At 67.2% G+C, this 16,401-nt stretch carries 16 protein-coding genes; 6 read left to right on the top strand and 10 right to left on the bottom strand.

What is annotated here, in order from left to right; translation table 11 throughout:
- Positions 1–130: 130 nt before the first annotated feature.
- From CLU86_RS20280 to CLU86_RS20290, 3 genes are all read left to right on the top strand, one after another.
- A complete protein-coding gene (locus CLU86_RS20280) occupies positions 131–1,339 on the top strand; it encodes a M20 aminoacylase family protein (protein WP_099742876.1) in 1,209 nt (402 codons plus the stop codon).
- Between the two features lie 130 nt (positions 1,340–1,469).
- Entirely contained in the window at positions 1,470–2,570 is a 1,101-nt protein-coding gene (locus CLU86_RS20285; protein ID WP_099742877.1) for a M14 family metallopeptidase, read from the top strand.
- A gap of 264 nt (positions 2,571–2,834) precedes the next feature.
- Positions 2,835–3,089 carry an acyl-CoA-binding protein gene (locus CLU86_RS20290; protein WP_099742878.1) on the top strand — a complete coding sequence of 85 codons (255 nt, stop codon included), beginning with the start codon at positions 2,835–2,837 and terminating at the stop codon, positions 3,087–3,089.
- A 142-nt stretch (positions 3,090–3,231) separates the two neighbouring features.
- On the opposite strand, the gene CLU86_RS20295 is transcribed toward CLU86_RS20290, so the two are convergent.
- From CLU86_RS20295 to CLU86_RS20315, 5 genes are read right to left on the bottom strand one after another with little or no spacing between them, the layout of a single operon-like run.
- Positions 3,232–5,640 (bottom strand): ATP-dependent DNA helicase, encoded by a 2,409-nt coding sequence (locus CLU86_RS20295; RefSeq protein WP_099742879.1) that lies wholly within the window; start codon positions 5,638–5,640, stop codon positions 3,232–3,234.
- Positions 5,637–7,373: a VRR-NUC domain-containing protein gene (locus CLU86_RS20300; RefSeq protein WP_233195129.1), complete on the bottom strand. Its 1,737-nt coding sequence runs from the start codon at positions 7,371–7,373 to the stop codon at positions 5,637–5,639. Before CLU86_RS20300 ends, CLU86_RS20295 begins: the two co-directional genes overlap by 4 nt.
- A gap of 31 nt (positions 7,374–7,404) precedes the next feature.
- Entirely contained in the window at positions 7,405–8,334 is a 930-nt protein-coding gene (locus CLU86_RS20305) for a hydroxymethylglutaryl-CoA lyase (RefSeq protein WP_099743734.1), read from the bottom strand.
- A gap of 10 nt (positions 8,335–8,344) precedes the next feature.
- Positions 8,345–8,656, bottom strand: coding sequence for a polyhydroxyalkanoic acid system family protein (locus CLU86_RS20310; protein WP_099657678.1), 312 nt, complete (start codon positions 8,654–8,656; stop codon positions 8,345–8,347).
- Positions 8,649–9,833: an aminopeptidase gene (locus CLU86_RS20315; RefSeq protein ID WP_099743735.1), complete on the bottom strand. Its 1,185-nt coding sequence runs from the start codon at positions 9,831–9,833 to the stop codon at positions 8,649–8,651. Before CLU86_RS20315 ends, CLU86_RS20310 begins: the two co-directional genes overlap by 8 nt.
- Before the next feature lie 103 nt (positions 9,834–9,936).
- Here CLU86_RS20315 and CLU86_RS20320 point away from each other — a divergent pair, with 103 nt between their 5' ends.
- On the top strand, positions 9,937–10,629 hold the full coding sequence (locus tag CLU86_RS20320; protein WP_099742880.1) for a DNA-3-methyladenine glycosylase I: 693 nt from the start codon (positions 9,937–9,939) through the stop codon (positions 10,627–10,629).
- 274 nt (positions 10,630–10,903) lie between these two features.
- Here CLU86_RS20320 and arsC read toward each other — a convergent pair whose 3' ends face one another.
- The 3 genes from arsC to CLU86_RS20335 are packed head-to-tail and all read right to left on the bottom strand — an operon-like array spanning position 10,904 to position 12,413.
- Complete coding sequence (arsC, locus tag CLU86_RS20325; RefSeq protein WP_099742881.1) at positions 10,904–11,251, bottom strand: arsenate reductase (glutaredoxin); 348 nt, start codon at positions 11,249–11,251, stop codon at positions 10,904–10,906.
- Positions 11,248–11,940, bottom strand: coding sequence for a DUF1045 domain-containing protein (locus CLU86_RS20330; RefSeq protein WP_099742882.1), 693 nt, complete (start codon positions 11,938–11,940; stop codon positions 11,248–11,250). The genes arsC and CLU86_RS20330 overlap by 4 nt, the downstream gene beginning before the upstream one ends.
- Positions 11,937–12,413, bottom strand: a complete 477-nt coding sequence (locus tag CLU86_RS20335; protein WP_099658974.1) for an Lrp/AsnC family transcriptional regulator — start codon at positions 12,411–12,413, stop codon at positions 11,937–11,939. The genes CLU86_RS20330 and CLU86_RS20335 overlap by 4 nt, the downstream gene beginning before the upstream one ends.
- A 97-nt stretch (positions 12,414–12,510) precedes the next feature.
- On the opposite strand from CLU86_RS20335, the gene CLU86_RS20340 reads away from it, so the two are divergent.
- Positions 12,511–13,491, top strand: coding sequence for an EamA family transporter (locus CLU86_RS20340; RefSeq protein WP_099742883.1), 981 nt, complete (start codon positions 12,511–12,513; stop codon positions 13,489–13,491).
- A gap of 194 nt (positions 13,492–13,685) precedes the next feature.
- Entirely contained in the window at positions 13,686–14,018 is a 333-nt protein-coding gene (locus CLU86_RS20345; protein ID WP_099742884.1) for a DUF1840 domain-containing protein, read from the top strand.
- Positions 14,019–14,093: 75 nt separating this feature from the next.
- Here the strand turns inward: CLU86_RS20345 and CLU86_RS20350 are convergent, their stop codons facing one another.
- Positions 14,094–15,095, bottom strand: a complete 1,002-nt coding sequence (locus CLU86_RS20350) for a tripartite tricarboxylate transporter substrate binding protein (protein WP_099743736.1) — start codon at positions 15,093–15,095, stop codon at positions 14,094–14,096.
- 303 nt (positions 15,096–15,398) lie between these two features.
- Positions 15,399–16,385, bottom strand: coding sequence for a tripartite tricarboxylate transporter substrate-binding protein (locus CLU86_RS20355; protein WP_099742885.1), 987 nt, complete (start codon positions 16,383–16,385; stop codon positions 15,399–15,401).
- Positions 16,386–16,401 lie beyond the last annotated feature (16 nt).

Here is a 16,401-nt window from a genome sequence, read left to right on the forward strand (position 1 = left end):
TTTGAGCAGGTTGTGACGGCGGGCGGGGATGACCGAAATACCCGTCTCGCAACGGGTGGTCTGCCACAAGGGTGATGGCATGGGTGTTGCTGGCGGGCTAGACTGTGCCATCGTAAGGATACATACCATCATGAACGTTATCGACTCCATCGTGACCCAGGCTGCTGGTATTGCAGCGGTGCGCCGGGACATTCACGCCCACCCTGAGCTGTGCTTTGAAGAAGTGCGCACCGCCGATGTGGTGGCGGGCAAGCTCACCGAGTGGGGCATTCCGGTGCACCGGGGTTTGGGCAAGACGGGGGTGGTGGGTATCGTGCAAGGCCGTGATGGCGGGGCCTGCGGCCATGCCATTGGCCTGCGGGCCGACATGGACGCGCTGCCCATGCAGGAGTTCAACACCTTCGCCCATGCCAGCCGGCACGCGGGCAAGATGCACGCCTGTGGCCATGACGGCCACACCGCCATGCTGCTGGCCGCCGCCCAGCACCTGGCCCAGCACCGCGATTTTGACGGCACCGTGTACCTCATCTTCCAGCCCGCAGAAGAGGGCGGTGGCGGTGCCCGCGTGATGATTGAAGACGGCCTGTTCGAGAAGTTTCCCATGCAGGCCGTGTACGGCATGCACAACTGGCCGGGCATGCCCGCAGGCACCATGGCCGCCAGCGCCGGGCCGGTGATGGCGTCCACCAGCGAGTTCAAGATCACCGTGCGCGGCAAGGGCGGCCACGCCGCCATGCCCCACATGGGGGTGGACCCGGTGCCCATCGCCTGCCAGATGGTGCAGGCCTTTCAGACCATCATCAGCCGCAACAAAAAGCCGGTGGATGCGGGCGTGATCTCGGTCACCATGATCCACACGGGCGAGGCCACCAACGTGGTGCCCGACAGCTGCGAGCTGCAGGGCACGGTGCGCACCTTCTCGTTCGAGGTGCTCGACCTCATTGAAAAGCGCATGCGCCAGGTGGCCGAACACACCTGCGCTGCACACGACGCGGTGTGCGACTTCGAATTTGTGCGCAACTACCCGCCCACCATCAACACCCCGGCCGAGGCGCAGTTTGCCCGCCAGGTCATGGCCAGCATCGTGGGCGAAGCCAACGCGCTGGACCAGGAGCCCAGCATGGGCGCGGAAGACTTTGCCTACATGCTGCAGGCCAAACCCGGGGCCTACCTCTTCATTGCCAACGGCGATGGTAGCCACCGCGAGATGGGCCACGGCGGTGGCCCCTGCACGCTGCACAACCCCAGCTACGACTTCAATGACGACCTGATCCCCCTGGGGGCCACCTTCTGGGTGCGCCTGGCGCAGGAGTGGCTGGCCGCAGCCAAGGCGGGCTGATCTGCGGGGGGGCGCGGCGCCCGGTGGCCGATCGTCTGCGCCACGCCCCCACTTCCCTTTTCGCCTCTGTCATCGTCTTGGCCCACAGGGCGCGTAGCCTTCGTTTTTCACTCCGGAAAGAAACCCCTCCATGATCGGTATCTCCCAAGCGTTCTCGCCTACCTACGCGGTGGCCCGCAAGCAGTTTCTGGAAGCCGCCGCAGCGGCTGGGCTGCCTATGGAGTCGCACACCCACCCCCTGGCGGGGCGCGAGGGCGAGGTGCTGGCCATGGACGTAGCGCTGGACGGCCCCGCAGATGCCAAGCAACTGCTCATTGTGAGCAGCGCCTGCCACGGCGTGGAGGGCTACTGCGGCAGCGGTGTGCAGGTGTTTGCCCTGCACGATGCCGAGTGGCGCGCCAAGGCCCGTGATGCGGGTGTGGCCGTGCTCTACATCCACGCGCTCAACCCCTACGGCTTCTCACACATCCGCCGTGCCACGCACGAGAACGTGGACCTGAACCGCAACTTCCACACCTTCCAGGCGAGCCTGCCCGAGAACACCGCCTACCGCGAAGTCGCACCTTTGCTGCTGCCCAATGTGTGGCCGCCCAATGCTGCCAACGTGCAGGCCGTACAGGCCTTTTTGGCAGAGCGTGGCGAGGCCGCCTGGCAGGCCGCCATCACCCGGGGGCAGCATGAGTTTGCGCAGGGCTTGTTCTATGGCGGCACCGCGCCCACCTGGAGCAACCAGACCCTGCGCCAAGTGCTGCGCGAACACGGCACCCGTGCGCAGCGCCTGGCCTGGATCGATCTGCACACGGGCCTGGGCCCCAGCGGCCTGGGCGAGCGCATCTACGCAGGCAAAGACGATGCCGCCGCAGTGCAGCGCGCGCGCCAGTGGTGGGATGGCGGTGGCGCCACGCCCGTCACCTCCATCTACGACGGCTCGTCCACCTCGGCCTTCCTCACGGGGCTGATGTGGACCGCCATCTATGACGAATGCCCGCAGGCCGAGTACACCGGCATTGCTATGGAGTACGGCACCGTGCCGGTCACCGAAGTCATCCAGGCCCTGCGGGCCGAGCACTGGCTCAACATCCACCCCGAAGCCCCCGCCGAGCTGGCCGCACAGATCAAGGCCCAGATGCTGGCGGCCTTCTACACCGACACCGATGCCTGGAAGGGCCAGATCATCAGCCAGGCGCGGCAGTCGCTGTTCCAGGCGGTGGATGGATTGGCAAGGGTTTAAGGGAAATAGGCTGCTAGCGCTTGATTTATAAGCGCTAGCAGCTATCAAATTAATAGCATTCGATGGCTGGTGATGGCTGCTGATCGCTGTGGTAACCCGATGAAAGCGCGGGGCGGTGGCCGCATGCGGGCTGCGCAGTGTCGTCTTGGCGTCGCTCGCCCTCTGGGGGTGTACGCGCTGGCTGTTGGCAGGCCGTAAGATCGCTGCGGCCTGTTTTTTGCGTCTTTTTCGCGCCCCTTTTCATACCGATACGGAGACACCCGCATGTCTGACCTGAACGCCACTTTTGAAGCTGCCGTAGCCAACTCCAAGAACCTGGCCGAGCGCCCTGACAACCCTACGCTGCTCAAAATTTACGCTCTGTACAAGCAGGCCACCGCCGGTGACAACACCGAGAAGAAGCCCAGCTTCTCCGACGTGGTGGGCCGCGCCAAGTGGGAAGCGTGGGAAAAGCTCAAGGGCACCGAAGCCGATGCGGCTAAGCAGCTGTACATCGACCTGATCACCGAGCTGAGCTGAGCACTGCCTCAGCTTCTTCTTCGCGACGAGCGGCCTGTGGGCCGCTTTGTTTTGACGGGTCTTGTGTGCCTGTTCGCACGCATGCAAAAACAAGCGCGCTCACGTTGAGCCTGTCGACGCGCCGCGCAAGGCTTCGACAGGCTCAGCCCGAACGGCTTGGGTGGCGTCGAGGTGGGCTCCCATCACTCCCCGCTTGCGCTGGCGGCGCCCCATCCAGCGCCCACCATGCGGGCAGCAGGGCCCGCACCGGGGCGCGGCGGTAGCGGTCGTCGATCAGAAACACCACGCCCTCGTCCTGCTCGGTGCGAATCACCCTTCCTGCCGCCTGCACCACCTTGCGCAGGCCCGGGAAGAGGTAGGTGTAGTCATACCCCTTGCCCGCGCCAAAGTGCCGGTCCATCGCGCGGCGCATTTCTTCATTCACCGGGTTGACCTGCGGCAACCCCAGTGTGGCGATGAAGGCGCCAATGAGCCGGTGGCCGGGCAGGTCCACCCCTTCTGAAAACGCACCGCCCAGCACGGCAAAGCCAATGCCCTGGCCGCCCTCCTGAAAGCGGTCCAAAAAACCCTGGCGGGCCGCGTCGTCCATGCCCGCGGTTTGCTGCCACTGGGGCACCTCGGGGTGGGCCTGCTGCAGCTGGGCCGCAATGCGCTGCAGGTAGTCAAAGCTGCTGGCAAAGCACAGGTAGTTGCCCGGCAGGCGCGCAAACTGCTCGGCCATCAGCGCTGTCATGGGCGCCAGCGACTGCGCTCGGTCGGCAAAGCGGGTCGACAGGTGCCCCACCGTGTGCACCGCCAGCTGCCCGCTGTGAAAGGGCGACTCCACATCCACCCAGCCCGTCTCGGCCGGCAGGCCCAACAGGTCGCGATAAAACGCAGGCGGCGTGAGCGTGCCCGAAAACAGCACGCTGCTGTGCGCCGCTGCGTGGCGCGCCGCCAGGTGCGGGGCGGGCACCACGTTGCGAATGCACAGCGTGCTGAATGTGCCGCGCCGCCCATGGCGGTGGGCGTCCAGCGTCACGTCCAGCAGCGCGTGGCTGCCGAACTGCTCGGCCATGGCGGCAAAGTGCAGGGCGTCCAGGTACAGCGCCAGCACCGGGTCGCCGGGCAGCAGGGGCGCATCGGTCTGCGCCTCGGCCACCGCGCCAATGGCGCGCTGCAGTGCTTGCACAAAGGCCTCGGGCAGCGCTGTGTGTGCACAGTACGTATCCACTTGGTCGCGGTGGATGGCGTTCCACTGCCGTTGCAGTGCGTCCAGCGCCTTGCGCACGCCACCCGTGGCGGCAGCGCGGGCATCGGCCAGCGTGCCCTGGTGCAGCTCGGCGGTGTACATGCGGCGCGCGCGGTCGGGCAGGTTGTGGGCTTCGTCCACCAGCACGCCCACCCTCCAGCCATGCGCCACCGTCAGCGCATACAGCATGGCGGCGCTGTCGTAGAAGTAGTGGTAGTCGGCCACCGCCACATCGCACCAGTGCGCCATCTCCTGCGCCAGGTAGTAGGGGCAGATGCCGTGCGCCAGCGCGGTGGTGCGCACGGCCGGGCCGTCCCATAGGCTGGTGTGCTGCGCCAGGGCCTGGCGTGCAGCGGGCAGCCGGTCGTAAAAGCCCTGGGCCAGCGGGCAGGACTCGCCGTGGCAGGCCTTGTCGGGGTGCTCGCAGACCTTGTCGCGTGCCAGCACGTCCAGCACGCGCAGGGGGGGGACAGGGGTGATGGTCTGTGCGGGCGGGCTCAGTTGCTCGTGCACACGGGCCAGGGCATCAAGCGCCAGCGCGTGGCCGGTGCCCTTCGCGGTCAGAAAAAACAGTTTGTCCAGCCCCTTGCGGGCGCTGGCCTGCAGCAGCGGGAACAGCGTGCCCAGCGTCTTGCCAATGCCCGTGGGGGCCTGGGCCAGCAGGCAACGGCCGCCGTCTTCATTGCCATCTTGGCCAGGCCCCACGTTGCGGTACACGGCCACGGCCAGCTCGCGTTGACCCGCGCGAAAGCTGCCATGCGGAAAGGCCAGCGCGGCCAGGGCTGCATCCCGCGCCTGGCGGTGCTGCTGCTCGCTGTGCGCCCAGTCCAGGTAGCGTGTGCACAGCGCTTCAAAGTGCGCTTGCAGATCGGCGGCGGTGTGGGTTTCGACCAGCTCGGTCTCTTGCCCCGTGCCGGTTTGCACATAGACCAGTGCCACATGCAGCCGCGTGAGCCCCCGCGCATGACACATGAGGTGGCCGTACACGCGGGCCTGGGCCCAGTGCAGGGCACGTTGGTGGGGGCGCACGCCATCCAGCTGGCCCCGGTAGGTCTTGATCTCTTCAAGCTGCTGGCGCGGTGCGTCAAACCCGTCGGCCCGCCCGCGCACCGTGAGCTGCTGGAACAGGCCACTCAGCGCCACCTCGGCCTCATAGCCATCGCCCCGGCGGCCCTGCACCAGGCGGTGGTTTTCCATGCCTTCGAGTGCCGTGGGGGCGGGGGTAAAGCGCAGGTCCAGGTCTCCCGTGCGGGCTGTGAAGGCGCACAGGGCGCGCACCGAAACCGCCAGTGGGGCCGGGGTGGGAAGTGGGGCGGTCATGTGGCCGCCGCGCCTGTGGGATGTTCCACGCCGGGCGCACCTTGCCAGCGCACATGGCACACGCTGGCGGGCAGGCCGTGGGTGTGGAAGTACTGCAGCCAGCGGATCTGGTTGTCTTGCAGCTTGTCGCCCGGGCCTTTGACTTCGACCAGCTCGTAGCGCTGCCCTGGCGGCCGCGTGGGCCAGAACCGCACCAGGTCTGGCAGCCCACTGCGGTGCGCCACGGGGGCTTGCAGCAGGCGAGCAAACAGCAGGCGCAAATGTGCCGCGGGTATGCACTCCAGGGCCAATTGGAGCAGCGGCTCGCTCAGCGCCCCCCAAAACACATAGGGCGACTGGCGCCCTTGCTTGCTGGCAAAGCGATCGAGGATGAGGGCGCGGTAGCGGCCATCCTCCAGCGCGTGCAGGCATTCGGCAAAGAGGGCGATGCGGCGCTCCACAAAGTCGGGCGCATTCAGGTCGGCAGGGGCACTCTGGAAGGGGTGGAAGAACGCCCCCGGCAGCGGCGCGAACACAGCAGGCCAGCACAGCAGCCCGAACAGGCTGTTGATGAGCGCGTTCTCGGTGTAGAACACGGGGGCCTCGTCGGTGTGCCAGTGCTGGCGCAGCGCCCATTCCACCGAGGTGGTGGGGCCGGGGTGGGGCAGGGCCAGCTCCAGCGGTGCTGGCAGGGCCGCCGCTGCGCGTTGGGGCTTGTGCGGTGGCTGCGCAGCGCAGGCGGATGGCCCGGCAGCGCGTTGCAGGCGCGGCAGCATGCGTGCCAGGCGCTGGCTTTCTTCGTCGCTCTCCGGTGCGGCCTGGGCCAGCAGGGCCAGGGCCAACGCATCGGCATGGCGGCCCTGGTGTTCGTGCACGCGGATGCGCCGGTGCCGCGCGCCGGGGTGCGTGCAGTGGGCGTAGGCCTGCTCGGCCAGCGCCCAGTCGGCGGCCTTCTCGCAGGCCTGGCCGATGCGCATCAGCAGCTTGGCGCGGCGGCGCTCCAGCCAGGGGTTGGTGCTGGTGGCTTGCAGTGCGGCGGCCAGCAGGGGCGCGCGCTCGGCCCCCTCGTCCAGCGCCTGGCGCAGGGCGTGCAGGGCCAGGTAGTGATCCACATCGGCGCGGCATTGAAACGCCCGCGACTGCGCATCAAACGGCACCACTTCGTACTGGAACAGGCCCAGGTCGGCCAGCACGAATTCCGACCAGTCCTGGAACAGGTTGCCAAAGAACATGAGCCGCAGCCGCGTGCACAGCGCGATGACGTGTTCTGCCACGCGCCACACCGCCTCGGTGCTGGCGGGGTGCCATTGGCGGTAGGGCTGGGCGGCGGTGTGGTGCGGCAGCAGGGCCTGCAGCAGCGCGGCCTTGGTCAGCGACTTGGGTTGCGCCGGGTGTGGGCCGGGGGCGGAAAACAGCGCCGCCACCTCGCGGTGGGTGTGCAGTGCAAACAGCTCGGCCAGTGCCATGGGGGCAGCGGCATCGAGCCAGCCCAGGGCCAGCAGCGGCGCAGCGGCGGCGTCGATGTCGCCAATTTCCTCGTACACCAGCTTGCCCGCGCGAAACCACGGCCCGCGCCGCATCACCAGCCGCACCAGCAGCGCTTGCGCGGGCTCGGGCAGTTGTGCAAAGCGGGCGATGAAGTCCTGCTCGGGCGGGGCCAGCAGGTCGGCATAGCGCGCGCGCACCCAGTCCAGCGCCTGCACAAAGTTGTGCAGGTAGTACAGGCGGTGTGGGGGCAGGGCGGTGGGGCCCAAGGGTGGTCTCCGTGGGGCGTGGGTGGCCGTGTCAGGCCGCAGACTGCCAGCCCTTGGGCAGGCCAGCCAGCGGGGTCATGCCGTATAGGGGCTCGTTGGGCAGGCCGGCCTGCAGCGCTTGCCGTGCGGCCAGCAGGCGCTCGTAGTCCACCCCCGTGGCAATGCCCATGGCCTCGAACATGAAGACCAGGTCTTCGGTGACCACGTTGCCCGAGGCGCCGGGCGCGTAGGGGCAGCCGCCCAGACCGCCTTGTGAGGCGTCGAACGTGCGCACACCCACGTCATAGGCGGCCAAGCAGTTGGCCAGACCCAGGCCGCGCGTGTTGTGCATGTGGGCCGCGCCCGCCTTGGGGCCCAGCTCGGCACGCAGGCGCGTGAACAGGCGGCGCACCTGGGCCGGGTTGGCCATGCCGGTGGTGTCCGACAGGCCCACCTCGTCCACGCCCGCCTCGGCGCATTGCACGGCCAGGCGGATCACGTCGTCCTCGGGCACCTCACCCTGCAGCGTGCAGCCAAAGGCGGTCGACAGGCCCACTTCAATGAGTGCCTTCGGTGCGGTGGCGGCGCGCAGCTGCACCACGGCCTGCAGCTCTTGCACCATGGCGGCGGGTGTCTTGCGCACATTGGCCAGCGAATGCGCCGCGCTGGCCGACACGGGCAGCGTTACCTTGTGCGCCCCGGCCTGCAGCGCGGCCTCGGCCCCGCGCAGGTTGGGGGCTAGCGCCATCACGGTGATGTGCGGGTGCCGGGCTACGGCGTGGCGCACCACCTCGGCCACATCGGCCATTTGCGGCAGCAGCTTGGCGGGCACGAAGGAGCCGACCTCGATCTCGCGCAGGCCAGCGGCCACCAGCGCATCCACCCAGCGCAGCTTGTGCGCGGTGGGCATGGTGGTGGCGATGGACTGCAGCCCGTCGCGCGGGCCGACTTCGCTGATCAGGACGCTGGGGGGCGTGGCCATGCTGCGCACCTCAGGCCAGCGAGGTGGTGCTGGGCGTGCCCAGCAGCGCGTCCAGCTGGCCGCCAATCTCGGCTTCGATGCGGTCTTTGAAGGCGGTAAACAGGAAGCCGAGCTTGGCCGTCATGTCGAACTGCTGGGCGTCCACCACCAGGGTGCCGCTCACGCCTGCGCGGGTGAAGGTCAGGGTGTCCTGCGTGTCGCCTTCTTCGTAGCTGCATTCCATGTCAAATTTTTCCTCGGCCTTGCGGGCCCAGGCACGCGCCACCTCGCGGGCTTGGGGCAGGCCCAGTTGGTGGTCGCGTTGGATGTGAAGGTCAGACACCAGGTTTCTCCTTGGGTTGGGTCAGAGGCTGAGAGTTTTTTGCCAGTGCCCGCAGCGCGGCGTGGCGCTCGGGTTGGGGCAATTGGGTGAGTTGTCGCACGGCATCATAAAACCGGGGCCAGTCGCGGCCCTCCCGTTCAAACAGGGCTTCAAACGCGGGCACCAGTTCGTCATAGGCCGCCTGGGCCGCAAAGCTGGCGTTGTTGGCCTTGGCCACCCAGCGGTCGTAGCCCGCCAGTTGGGTGCTGGCGGCAGTGGCTGTGGGGGGCGCGGCCGCCAGCCACTGCGAACGCAGTTGTGCGTAGCCCGCACGAAAGCGCTGCATTGCTTCTGATTTGATAGCTGCCAGCGCTTGATTATCAAGCGCTACAGCCTGTTTTTTTTCGTAAATGGCTTGCAGCTCGGCGCGGGTGGTGCGGGTCAGGGCGCGCCACTGGGCGCGGCGCTGCTCGCTGGTGGCCAGGGCGGCGCGGGCCTCGGGGGTGCTGTGCTCGGCCATCCAGCGGGCGCTGCCCAGGCGCTCTACCGCCGTGGCAAACGATTCGTTGAAGACCGTATCGCCCTGGGCGTACACCACCTGGTGGGCCAACTCGTGGAACAGCAGGCGCACAAAGTCGCCCTCGGGCCAGCCCACAAAGGTGCTCAGCAGCGGGTCGCCCCCGGCCCAGTTCATGTAGCCCAGCGTGGAGTAGGCGGGCACGCCGTACACATCCACCTCCAGCCCCTGGGCCGCCAACCGGTCGGCCTCGGCCTGTGCATCGGCCTGGGCAAAGTAGCCCCGGTAGCCAATGCAGCCCGTCACCGGAAAGCACCAGGTGTGCAGTCTGAGCGCGTCGGGCGGCGCTGCCACCACGTTCCACACGGCGGCGGGGCGCTTGAGGTCGGCATAGCGGCGGTAGCTGGCGTTGTCGGGCAGGTGCAGCTCGGCCACCGCAAAGGCGCGGGCGCGCTGGGCCAGTTGCAGGCGCGTGCGCAGGGCGGGCGGGGTGTCGAGCTCGGCAATCCAGTCGTCCAGCGGCCGGGCGGCGCCCATCAACTGGGCGTGGCCGTGCGCCGACTGCCAGTAGTAGCCCAGGGCATCGCGCGTTTGGGCGCAGCCCAGCAGCAGGGCGGGCAGCGCCAGCGCGCCAACCAAGGCGATACAGCGGGGGCGGGAAAAACGAAAACGCGTGCGCATGGGGCAAGGGTACGACATGGCGCGGCCGTTGGCATGGGCGGGGTCGCAGTGGCCAGGCATCCCCTGTCAGCAGCATGGCGCGGCGCGTTCCTAGAATGGCGGCATGACCGACCCCACCACCACCGAGATCCCCGCCGGTGCACCGGCGCTGCCCGTAGGCCTGGTGGCCGATGCGGCCCATGATGCCGACGGCACCGCCCGAGCGCGCTGTGCGTGGTGCAAGGCCAGCCCCTTGTACCGCCACTACCACGACCACGAGTGGGGCTTCCCGGTTATGGATGACCGGCGCTTGTTTGAAAAAATCTGCCTGGAGGGCTTCCAATCGGGCCTGAGCTGGCTGACCATCCTGAACAAGCGCGAAGGCTTTCGCGCCGCTTTTGCCCAGTTCGATGCCGAGCAAGTGGCCGCCTTCGATCAGGCCGATGTGGAGCGCCTGGTGCAGGACGCCGCCATCGTGCGCCACCGGGGCAAGATCGAGTCCACCATCAACAACGCCCGCCGCGTGCTGGAGCTGCGCCGCGAGTTTGGCTCGCTGGCCCGCTACGTGTGGCAGTACGAGCCCGGCGCAGCCGACCGGCCTGCCGTGCTGACGCTCGAAGCCGCGCGCACCCTCACGTCCACCGCCGCTTCGGTGGCTTTGTCCAAAGACCTCAAAAAACGCGGCTGGAGCTTTGTGGGCCCCACCACGGTGTACGCCTTCATGCAGGCCATGGGCCTGGTCAACGACCACCTGGAGGGCTGCCACTCGCGGCCTGCGGCGCTGAAGGCGCGGGCCGCGTTGGTGTTGCCGGGCTGAGCATTGGTGGCTGCTGGTTGAGGACGGTATGTTGGTGCTTCAGCTATCCGTTCGGGCTGAGCCTGTCGAAGCCAGTGCACAGGCTGTGCCAGCCCTTCGACAAGCTCAGGGTGAACGGGGCAGGGGGTGTGCAGGTCATAGGCCCATCCATGCCTCTCTACACCTCCGCCCCCATCCGTTCGGGCTGAGCCTGTCGAAGCCAGGGCGCAGACCGTGCTAACCCTTTGACAAGCGCTGGGTGAACGCTTGACGGATGGATGCCCATCGCGGCGGATCAAAGAATCTCCAACACCGCCTCAATAGGCCGCCCTACGCGCGTGCCGCGGGGGCTGCTGGCCACGGGGCGGTTGAGCAGCACGGGGTGCGCGGCCAGGGCGTCCAGCAGCTGGTCGTCCGTGACACCAGGGGCGTCCAGGTGCAGCTCTTTGAACAGCGGCTCTTTGGTGCGCACCAGGCACAGCGCGCCTTGGCCGCTGCTGGCCACCAGGGCTTGCAGCGTGGCGCGGCTGGGTGGGTGCTTGAGGTAGTCCACCACCGTGGGCTCCACACCGCGCTCGCGGACCAGGGCCAGGGCGTTGCGCGAGGTGCTGCACTTGGGGTTGTGAAAAAAGGTGACGCTCATAGCGGGTTGGACTCAGTTGCTGTTGAAGTTGCAGTAGCGGGCGCCAGCTCAAAGTGGTCTAGCAGCACGAAGTCGTCTTGCGGGTGTTTTTGTGAAAACAGCGCCAGGCTGTCGATGTGTTGCGGCGGCAGGTCGGCAAAGAACTGCTGGGCCACGTCTTCCACCACGTCCTGCAGCGGCGGCTGCACCAGGTGCAGCGGGCCGGTCAGTGGCAGGTGAAAGGTCCAGGGCGTGTCGTCCCCTGCTTCGTGGCTTACCTGGCTCTTGGGTTGCGGCGCAGCAATCGCCTGCAGGGCTTGCTGGCATTGGGTGGCCCAGGCGTTCAGGGCCTGGTGGCTGCGGTGGCCTGGCGCGGGGGCCAAGGCCAGTGCGCCTGCGTGGCGCACCACCTGCAGCGGGGGCAAGGCCATGGGCTGCCACTGGGTGGCCAGCCGGTGCACGGTGGCTTGCAGGGTGAGCCAGTTCGTGCCCTCGGCCAGGGCAAAGCTGGGTGCCCAGGCGGCGCGCCAGCCCCATTGGCGGGGGCTGGCCGTGAGCAGGTGCAGCACCTCGGGCGGCACTTCGGCAATGTCGAGCTGGGGCAGGGGGCGCAATTGCGCGGCGCAGCGGCCCAGCCAGTGGCTGCCCGCCAGCCAGCCCAGCGTGCCGGGCTGGGGCGCCCAGGCCAGGGTGTAGCGGGGTGCGGTCATGTGCCGGTCTGCGCCGGGGCCTTGCCGGGCAGCCGCTTGCCCAAGTCCAGCGGCCGGTCTTCAAAGGCGGTGCTCAGCACCACGGTGCTGGTGGTGCGGGCCACGCCCTCAATGGCCTTGATCTGGTAGATGACGTCTTCCAGGGCGCGGGCGTGGGTGGTGCGGATCTTGGCCAGAAAGTCGTATTCGCCCGCCACGCTGTGCAGCTCCTGCACCTCGGGCATGGCGCGCAGGCGCGGGGCCACTTCGCGGCAGTGGATGCCACCGTCGTTGCGGATCGCCACAAAGGCGGTGAAGCTCAGCCCCACGCGGTCGGGGTCCACGCTGATGGAAAAGCGGCGGATCACGCCCTTGTCCAGCAGCTTCTTGACCCGTTCGTGCACGGCCGCTGTAGACAGCCCGACCTCGGCCCCGACATCGGCATAAGAACGACGGCCATCTTCACCAAGCGCCGAAATAATTCTGGCGTCCATGTCGTCTGTCTGAATATTTGCTTGCATAAGGCCTGTAATTCGGTAAAAATTCCTGAAACCGCTGGTTTTCCATAAATTATTCGGTCAGGTGAAGAATATGCCGACATTTTTCAATGTGCAAGGGTCCAAGTGGGGTCTGGGGCGCTCTGGGGCGCTGGTGCTGGCCTTGTTGCTGGTGTATGTGGTGTGGGGCACCACGTATTTCGCCATTGGCATTGCGCTGCAAAGCATGCCGCCACTGTGGATGAATGCCATCCGGTTTTTGTGCGCAGGCGGGGTGATGCTGCTCGTAGCGCTGTGGCAGGGGCACACCCTGCCCTCGGTCGTGCAGTGGCGCAACGCTGCTTTGGTGGGCGCGCTCATGGTGTTCGGCGCCATGAACTGTGTCGGCTTGGCGCAGAAGCTGGGCATTGGATCGGGCCTGATGGCCACGGTGGTCACCACCATGCCCATGTGGCTGGCCCTGTGGACGCGCTGGGGCGGCGAGCGCGTGCCGTTGACCAGTTGGGTGGGCCTGGCGCTCGGCGTGGTGGGCGCGCTGCTGCTGGCGCTGGAGGGCGACTTCTCGGCCACCTGGCAGGGCGCCTTGCTGGCGTTTAGTGCCCCGCTGTGCTGGAGCGTGGGCTCGTACGCGTCGCGCAAGCTCACGCTGCCGGCGCCCGCCATGGCCTCTGCCGCACAGTGGCTTGTGGGTGGTGTCCTCAGCCTGGTGGTGGCTGCCTGGGTGGAGCCTGTGGGCCGGTTGGCCGACGTCACTGCCAAGTCGTGGGCCGCTTGGGTGTATTTGCTGGTGTTTGGCACGCTGATTGCGCTGAACGCCTACCTGTGGCTGCTGCAAAACGCCTCGGCCGCGCTGGCGGGCAGCTACTCGTTCGTGAACCCTGCCGTGGCCCTGCTGGTGGGCGTAGCGCTGGGGGGCGAGCTGCTCACCGGCTGGGTGTTTGCCGCGCTGCCGCTGATTGCCGGGGCGCTGGTGTGCATTTTGTATGGGCCCCTGGTGCTGGGCCTGTGGCAGCGCAATGTGGCGCCCCGGCTGCGCGCTGCCTGGGCCCCTGGCAGTCGTCAGCGGCAGATGTAGTGCTATTGAAAGCATAGCTGCTAGCGCTTTGGGAATAGGCGCTAGCAGCCTTTTTTATTCAAATTGATGCAGGCAGTCCATTCTCCGGCCTGCCTGGCATCTGTCGGCATGCGCTGACATGCACTGGCAAGAAGGCGGTTAGGCTTGGGCTTTGATTGCCCTGCCGCTCAACCTTAGCCCTGGAGTGCTTTGCCATGCTCTACAAATTCAAATCCCGCGCTGCCGCCGACCTGATCTTGCTGGAACCCCAGGGGCGGCAGATTCTGCAAATCATTGGCAAAGCGCCAGCGTCCACCGGCATCGTGACTGCCGCGCAAATCCCCGCCGCGCTGGCTGCCCTGGAGGCTGCCGTGGCCGCTGACGAAGCCCGCCTGCGCGAGACTGCGCAACAGGCCACAGAGGCGGACCCGAACGCGCCGGAAGACGAGCCCCGCGACACGGTGCGCTTGCGTCAACGGGCGGCGCCCTTCATCGATCTTTTGCGCCGCAGCCTGCAAGAAGACTGCGATGTGGTCTGGGGTGTGTAGCGCAAGCCAGGCGCCGCGGTAGGACGCACTGCAGGGGCGCGCTGTATGGCCACTGCCATGTGTGACCGTGCGCTCTCAATCCACCTTGGCCCCTGATACCTTCACCACCCCCGCCCATTTCTGGTGTTCTTGCTCAATGTGGCGCGCAAACTCGGCCGGGGTGTTGCCGCCCGGGATGGCGCCTTGGGCGGTGAGCCGCTCTTTCACCGCTGGGCTGGCCAGTGACTTGGCGACCTCTTGCTGGATGCGGTTGACGATGTCCGGGGCGGTGCCTGCCGGGGCCAGCAGGCCGAACCAGGAGCTGGCCTCGTAGCCCTTGAGGGCCGGGCCGCCAGCCTGCTCCACCGTGGGCACGTCGGGCAGCGCGGCAGAGCGCTGGCTGCTGGTCACAGCCAGGGCCACCAGCTTGCCGGCTTTGATCTGCGCCATGGACGAAGGCAGGTTGTCAAACATCACATCGGCGTTGCCCGCCACCATGTCCATCAGCGCCGGGCCCGATCCGCGGTAGGGCAGGTGCAGCATGTAGGTGCCGGTCATGCTCTTGAACAGCTCGCCCGCCAGGTGGATGGAGGTGCCGTTGCCGCTGGACGCCATGTTCAGTTTGCCTGGGTTGGCCTTGGCGGCCTTGATGAAATCCTGCACGTTGGCGACGCCCAGGGCTTTGGCCTTGTCGGGGTTCATCACCATCACGTTGGGCACGGCGGCCACCAGGGTGATGGGCACAAAGTCCTTGATGGGGTCGTAGGGCAGCTTGGCGTACAGCGCGCGGTTGATGCCGTGCGTGCCCACCGTGCCCATGAGCAGGGTGTAGCCGTCGTTGGCAGACTTGGCCACGGCCTCGGCGCCCACGTTGCCGCCCGCACCAGCACGGTTTTCCACAATGAAGGGCTGCCCGAAGGCGCGGCCCAGCTCGGGCGCCATGGCGCGCGCCAGGATGTCGGTGGTGCCACCGGGGGCAAAGGGCACGATGATGCGCACGGGCTTGGTCGGCCAGCCAGCGGTTGCGGGTGCCGTCTGCGCGTGTGCCTTGCCTGGTGCCAGCAAAGAGGCCGCGGCGGTCAGCGCCAAGGCGCCCATGGCCGTCAGGGTGAGTGCGAGGGCCACGGCCTTGCGGCGGCTGCGTGCCTGGCTGCGGGCCTGGATTTGTGCACTGGAGCGGGCGGGGGGGTGGACGCGGTGCAGCGATGTCATGGGGCCATTCCTTTTCGAATCGATAGACATTGCAGGTGCTGTGACCTGCATGCTGGTGTTCTACGCGGGTGCGTGCGCAAAGGGCAGATGGGATTACCCGAACAGTGGGACCGCAGCGATAAAAAAAGCCACCGGGCCCGGAAGGCGCGGTGGCTTGTGCTGCACTGGCGTTGCCGCCAGCGGCAGGGGTCAGTCGGCGTAAGTGCCAGCGGCCTTGATGACGGCGCCCCACTTGTCGATCTCGGACTGCACAAACTTCTTGTGCTCGGTGGGCTCGATGCGCTTGTCGGTGGCCACCACGGCGCCCAGGCCTTCTTGCTTCTTGATGAACTCAGGGTCCTTCAGGGCGACCTTGATGGCTTCGTTGAGCTTCTTGAGCACGTCGGCAGGGGTGCCCTTGGGCGCGTACACGCCATGCCAGATCGTCACGTTGAAGTCCTTCACACCCGACTCGGCCAGTGTGGGCAGGTCTTTGAGGGCTGGCGTGGTGAGGCGCTTGGTGGTGGTCACGGCGTAGGCCTTGACCTTCTTGCCTTCGATCTGCGACGTGGTGTTGGTGGTCTGGTCGCACAGCAGGTCGATCTGGCCGCCGATCAGGTCGGTGATGGCGGGGGCGGTGCCCTTGTAGGGCACAGGGGTCATGTCCACCTGCAGCGCGCTTTGGAACATCAGGCCGCACAGGTGCGATGCCGAGCCCTGGCCCGCATTACCCAGGTTGATCTTGCCCTTGTTCTGGTTGATCCAGGCCGACAGCTCCTTGTAGTTGTTGGCGGCCATGCTGGGCTTGGCGATCAGCGTCATGGGCACGTCGTTGACGATGCCCAGGTACTCAAAATCGTTGGCCACGTTGAACGACAGCTTGCGGTACATCGTGGGCATGGTGGACATGCTGATGTGGTTGAGCAGCAGTGTGTAGCCATCGGGAGTGGCGCGGGCCGCCTTGGCGGTACCGATGGTGCTGCCTGCACCGGCCGTGTTGTCCACCACCACGCTCACACCCAGGGGCTTGCGCAGGGCTTCGGCCAGGTCGCGGGCCACGCGGTCGGTGGGGCCGCCCGCTGCGTAAGGAACCACCAGCGTGATCGTCTTGTCTTTGGACGGGAACTCTTGCGCTTGTACGCCGAAGGCGGTGACCACTGCGGCGGCGGCCAGCGAGAGTTTCAGCAGATTTTTCATGGATGCTCCTTTGATT

The organism is Acidovorax sp. 62 (genome assembly GCF_002754495.1).
GTDB lineage: Bacteria > Pseudomonadota > Gammaproteobacteria > Burkholderiales > Burkholderiaceae_C > Acidovorax.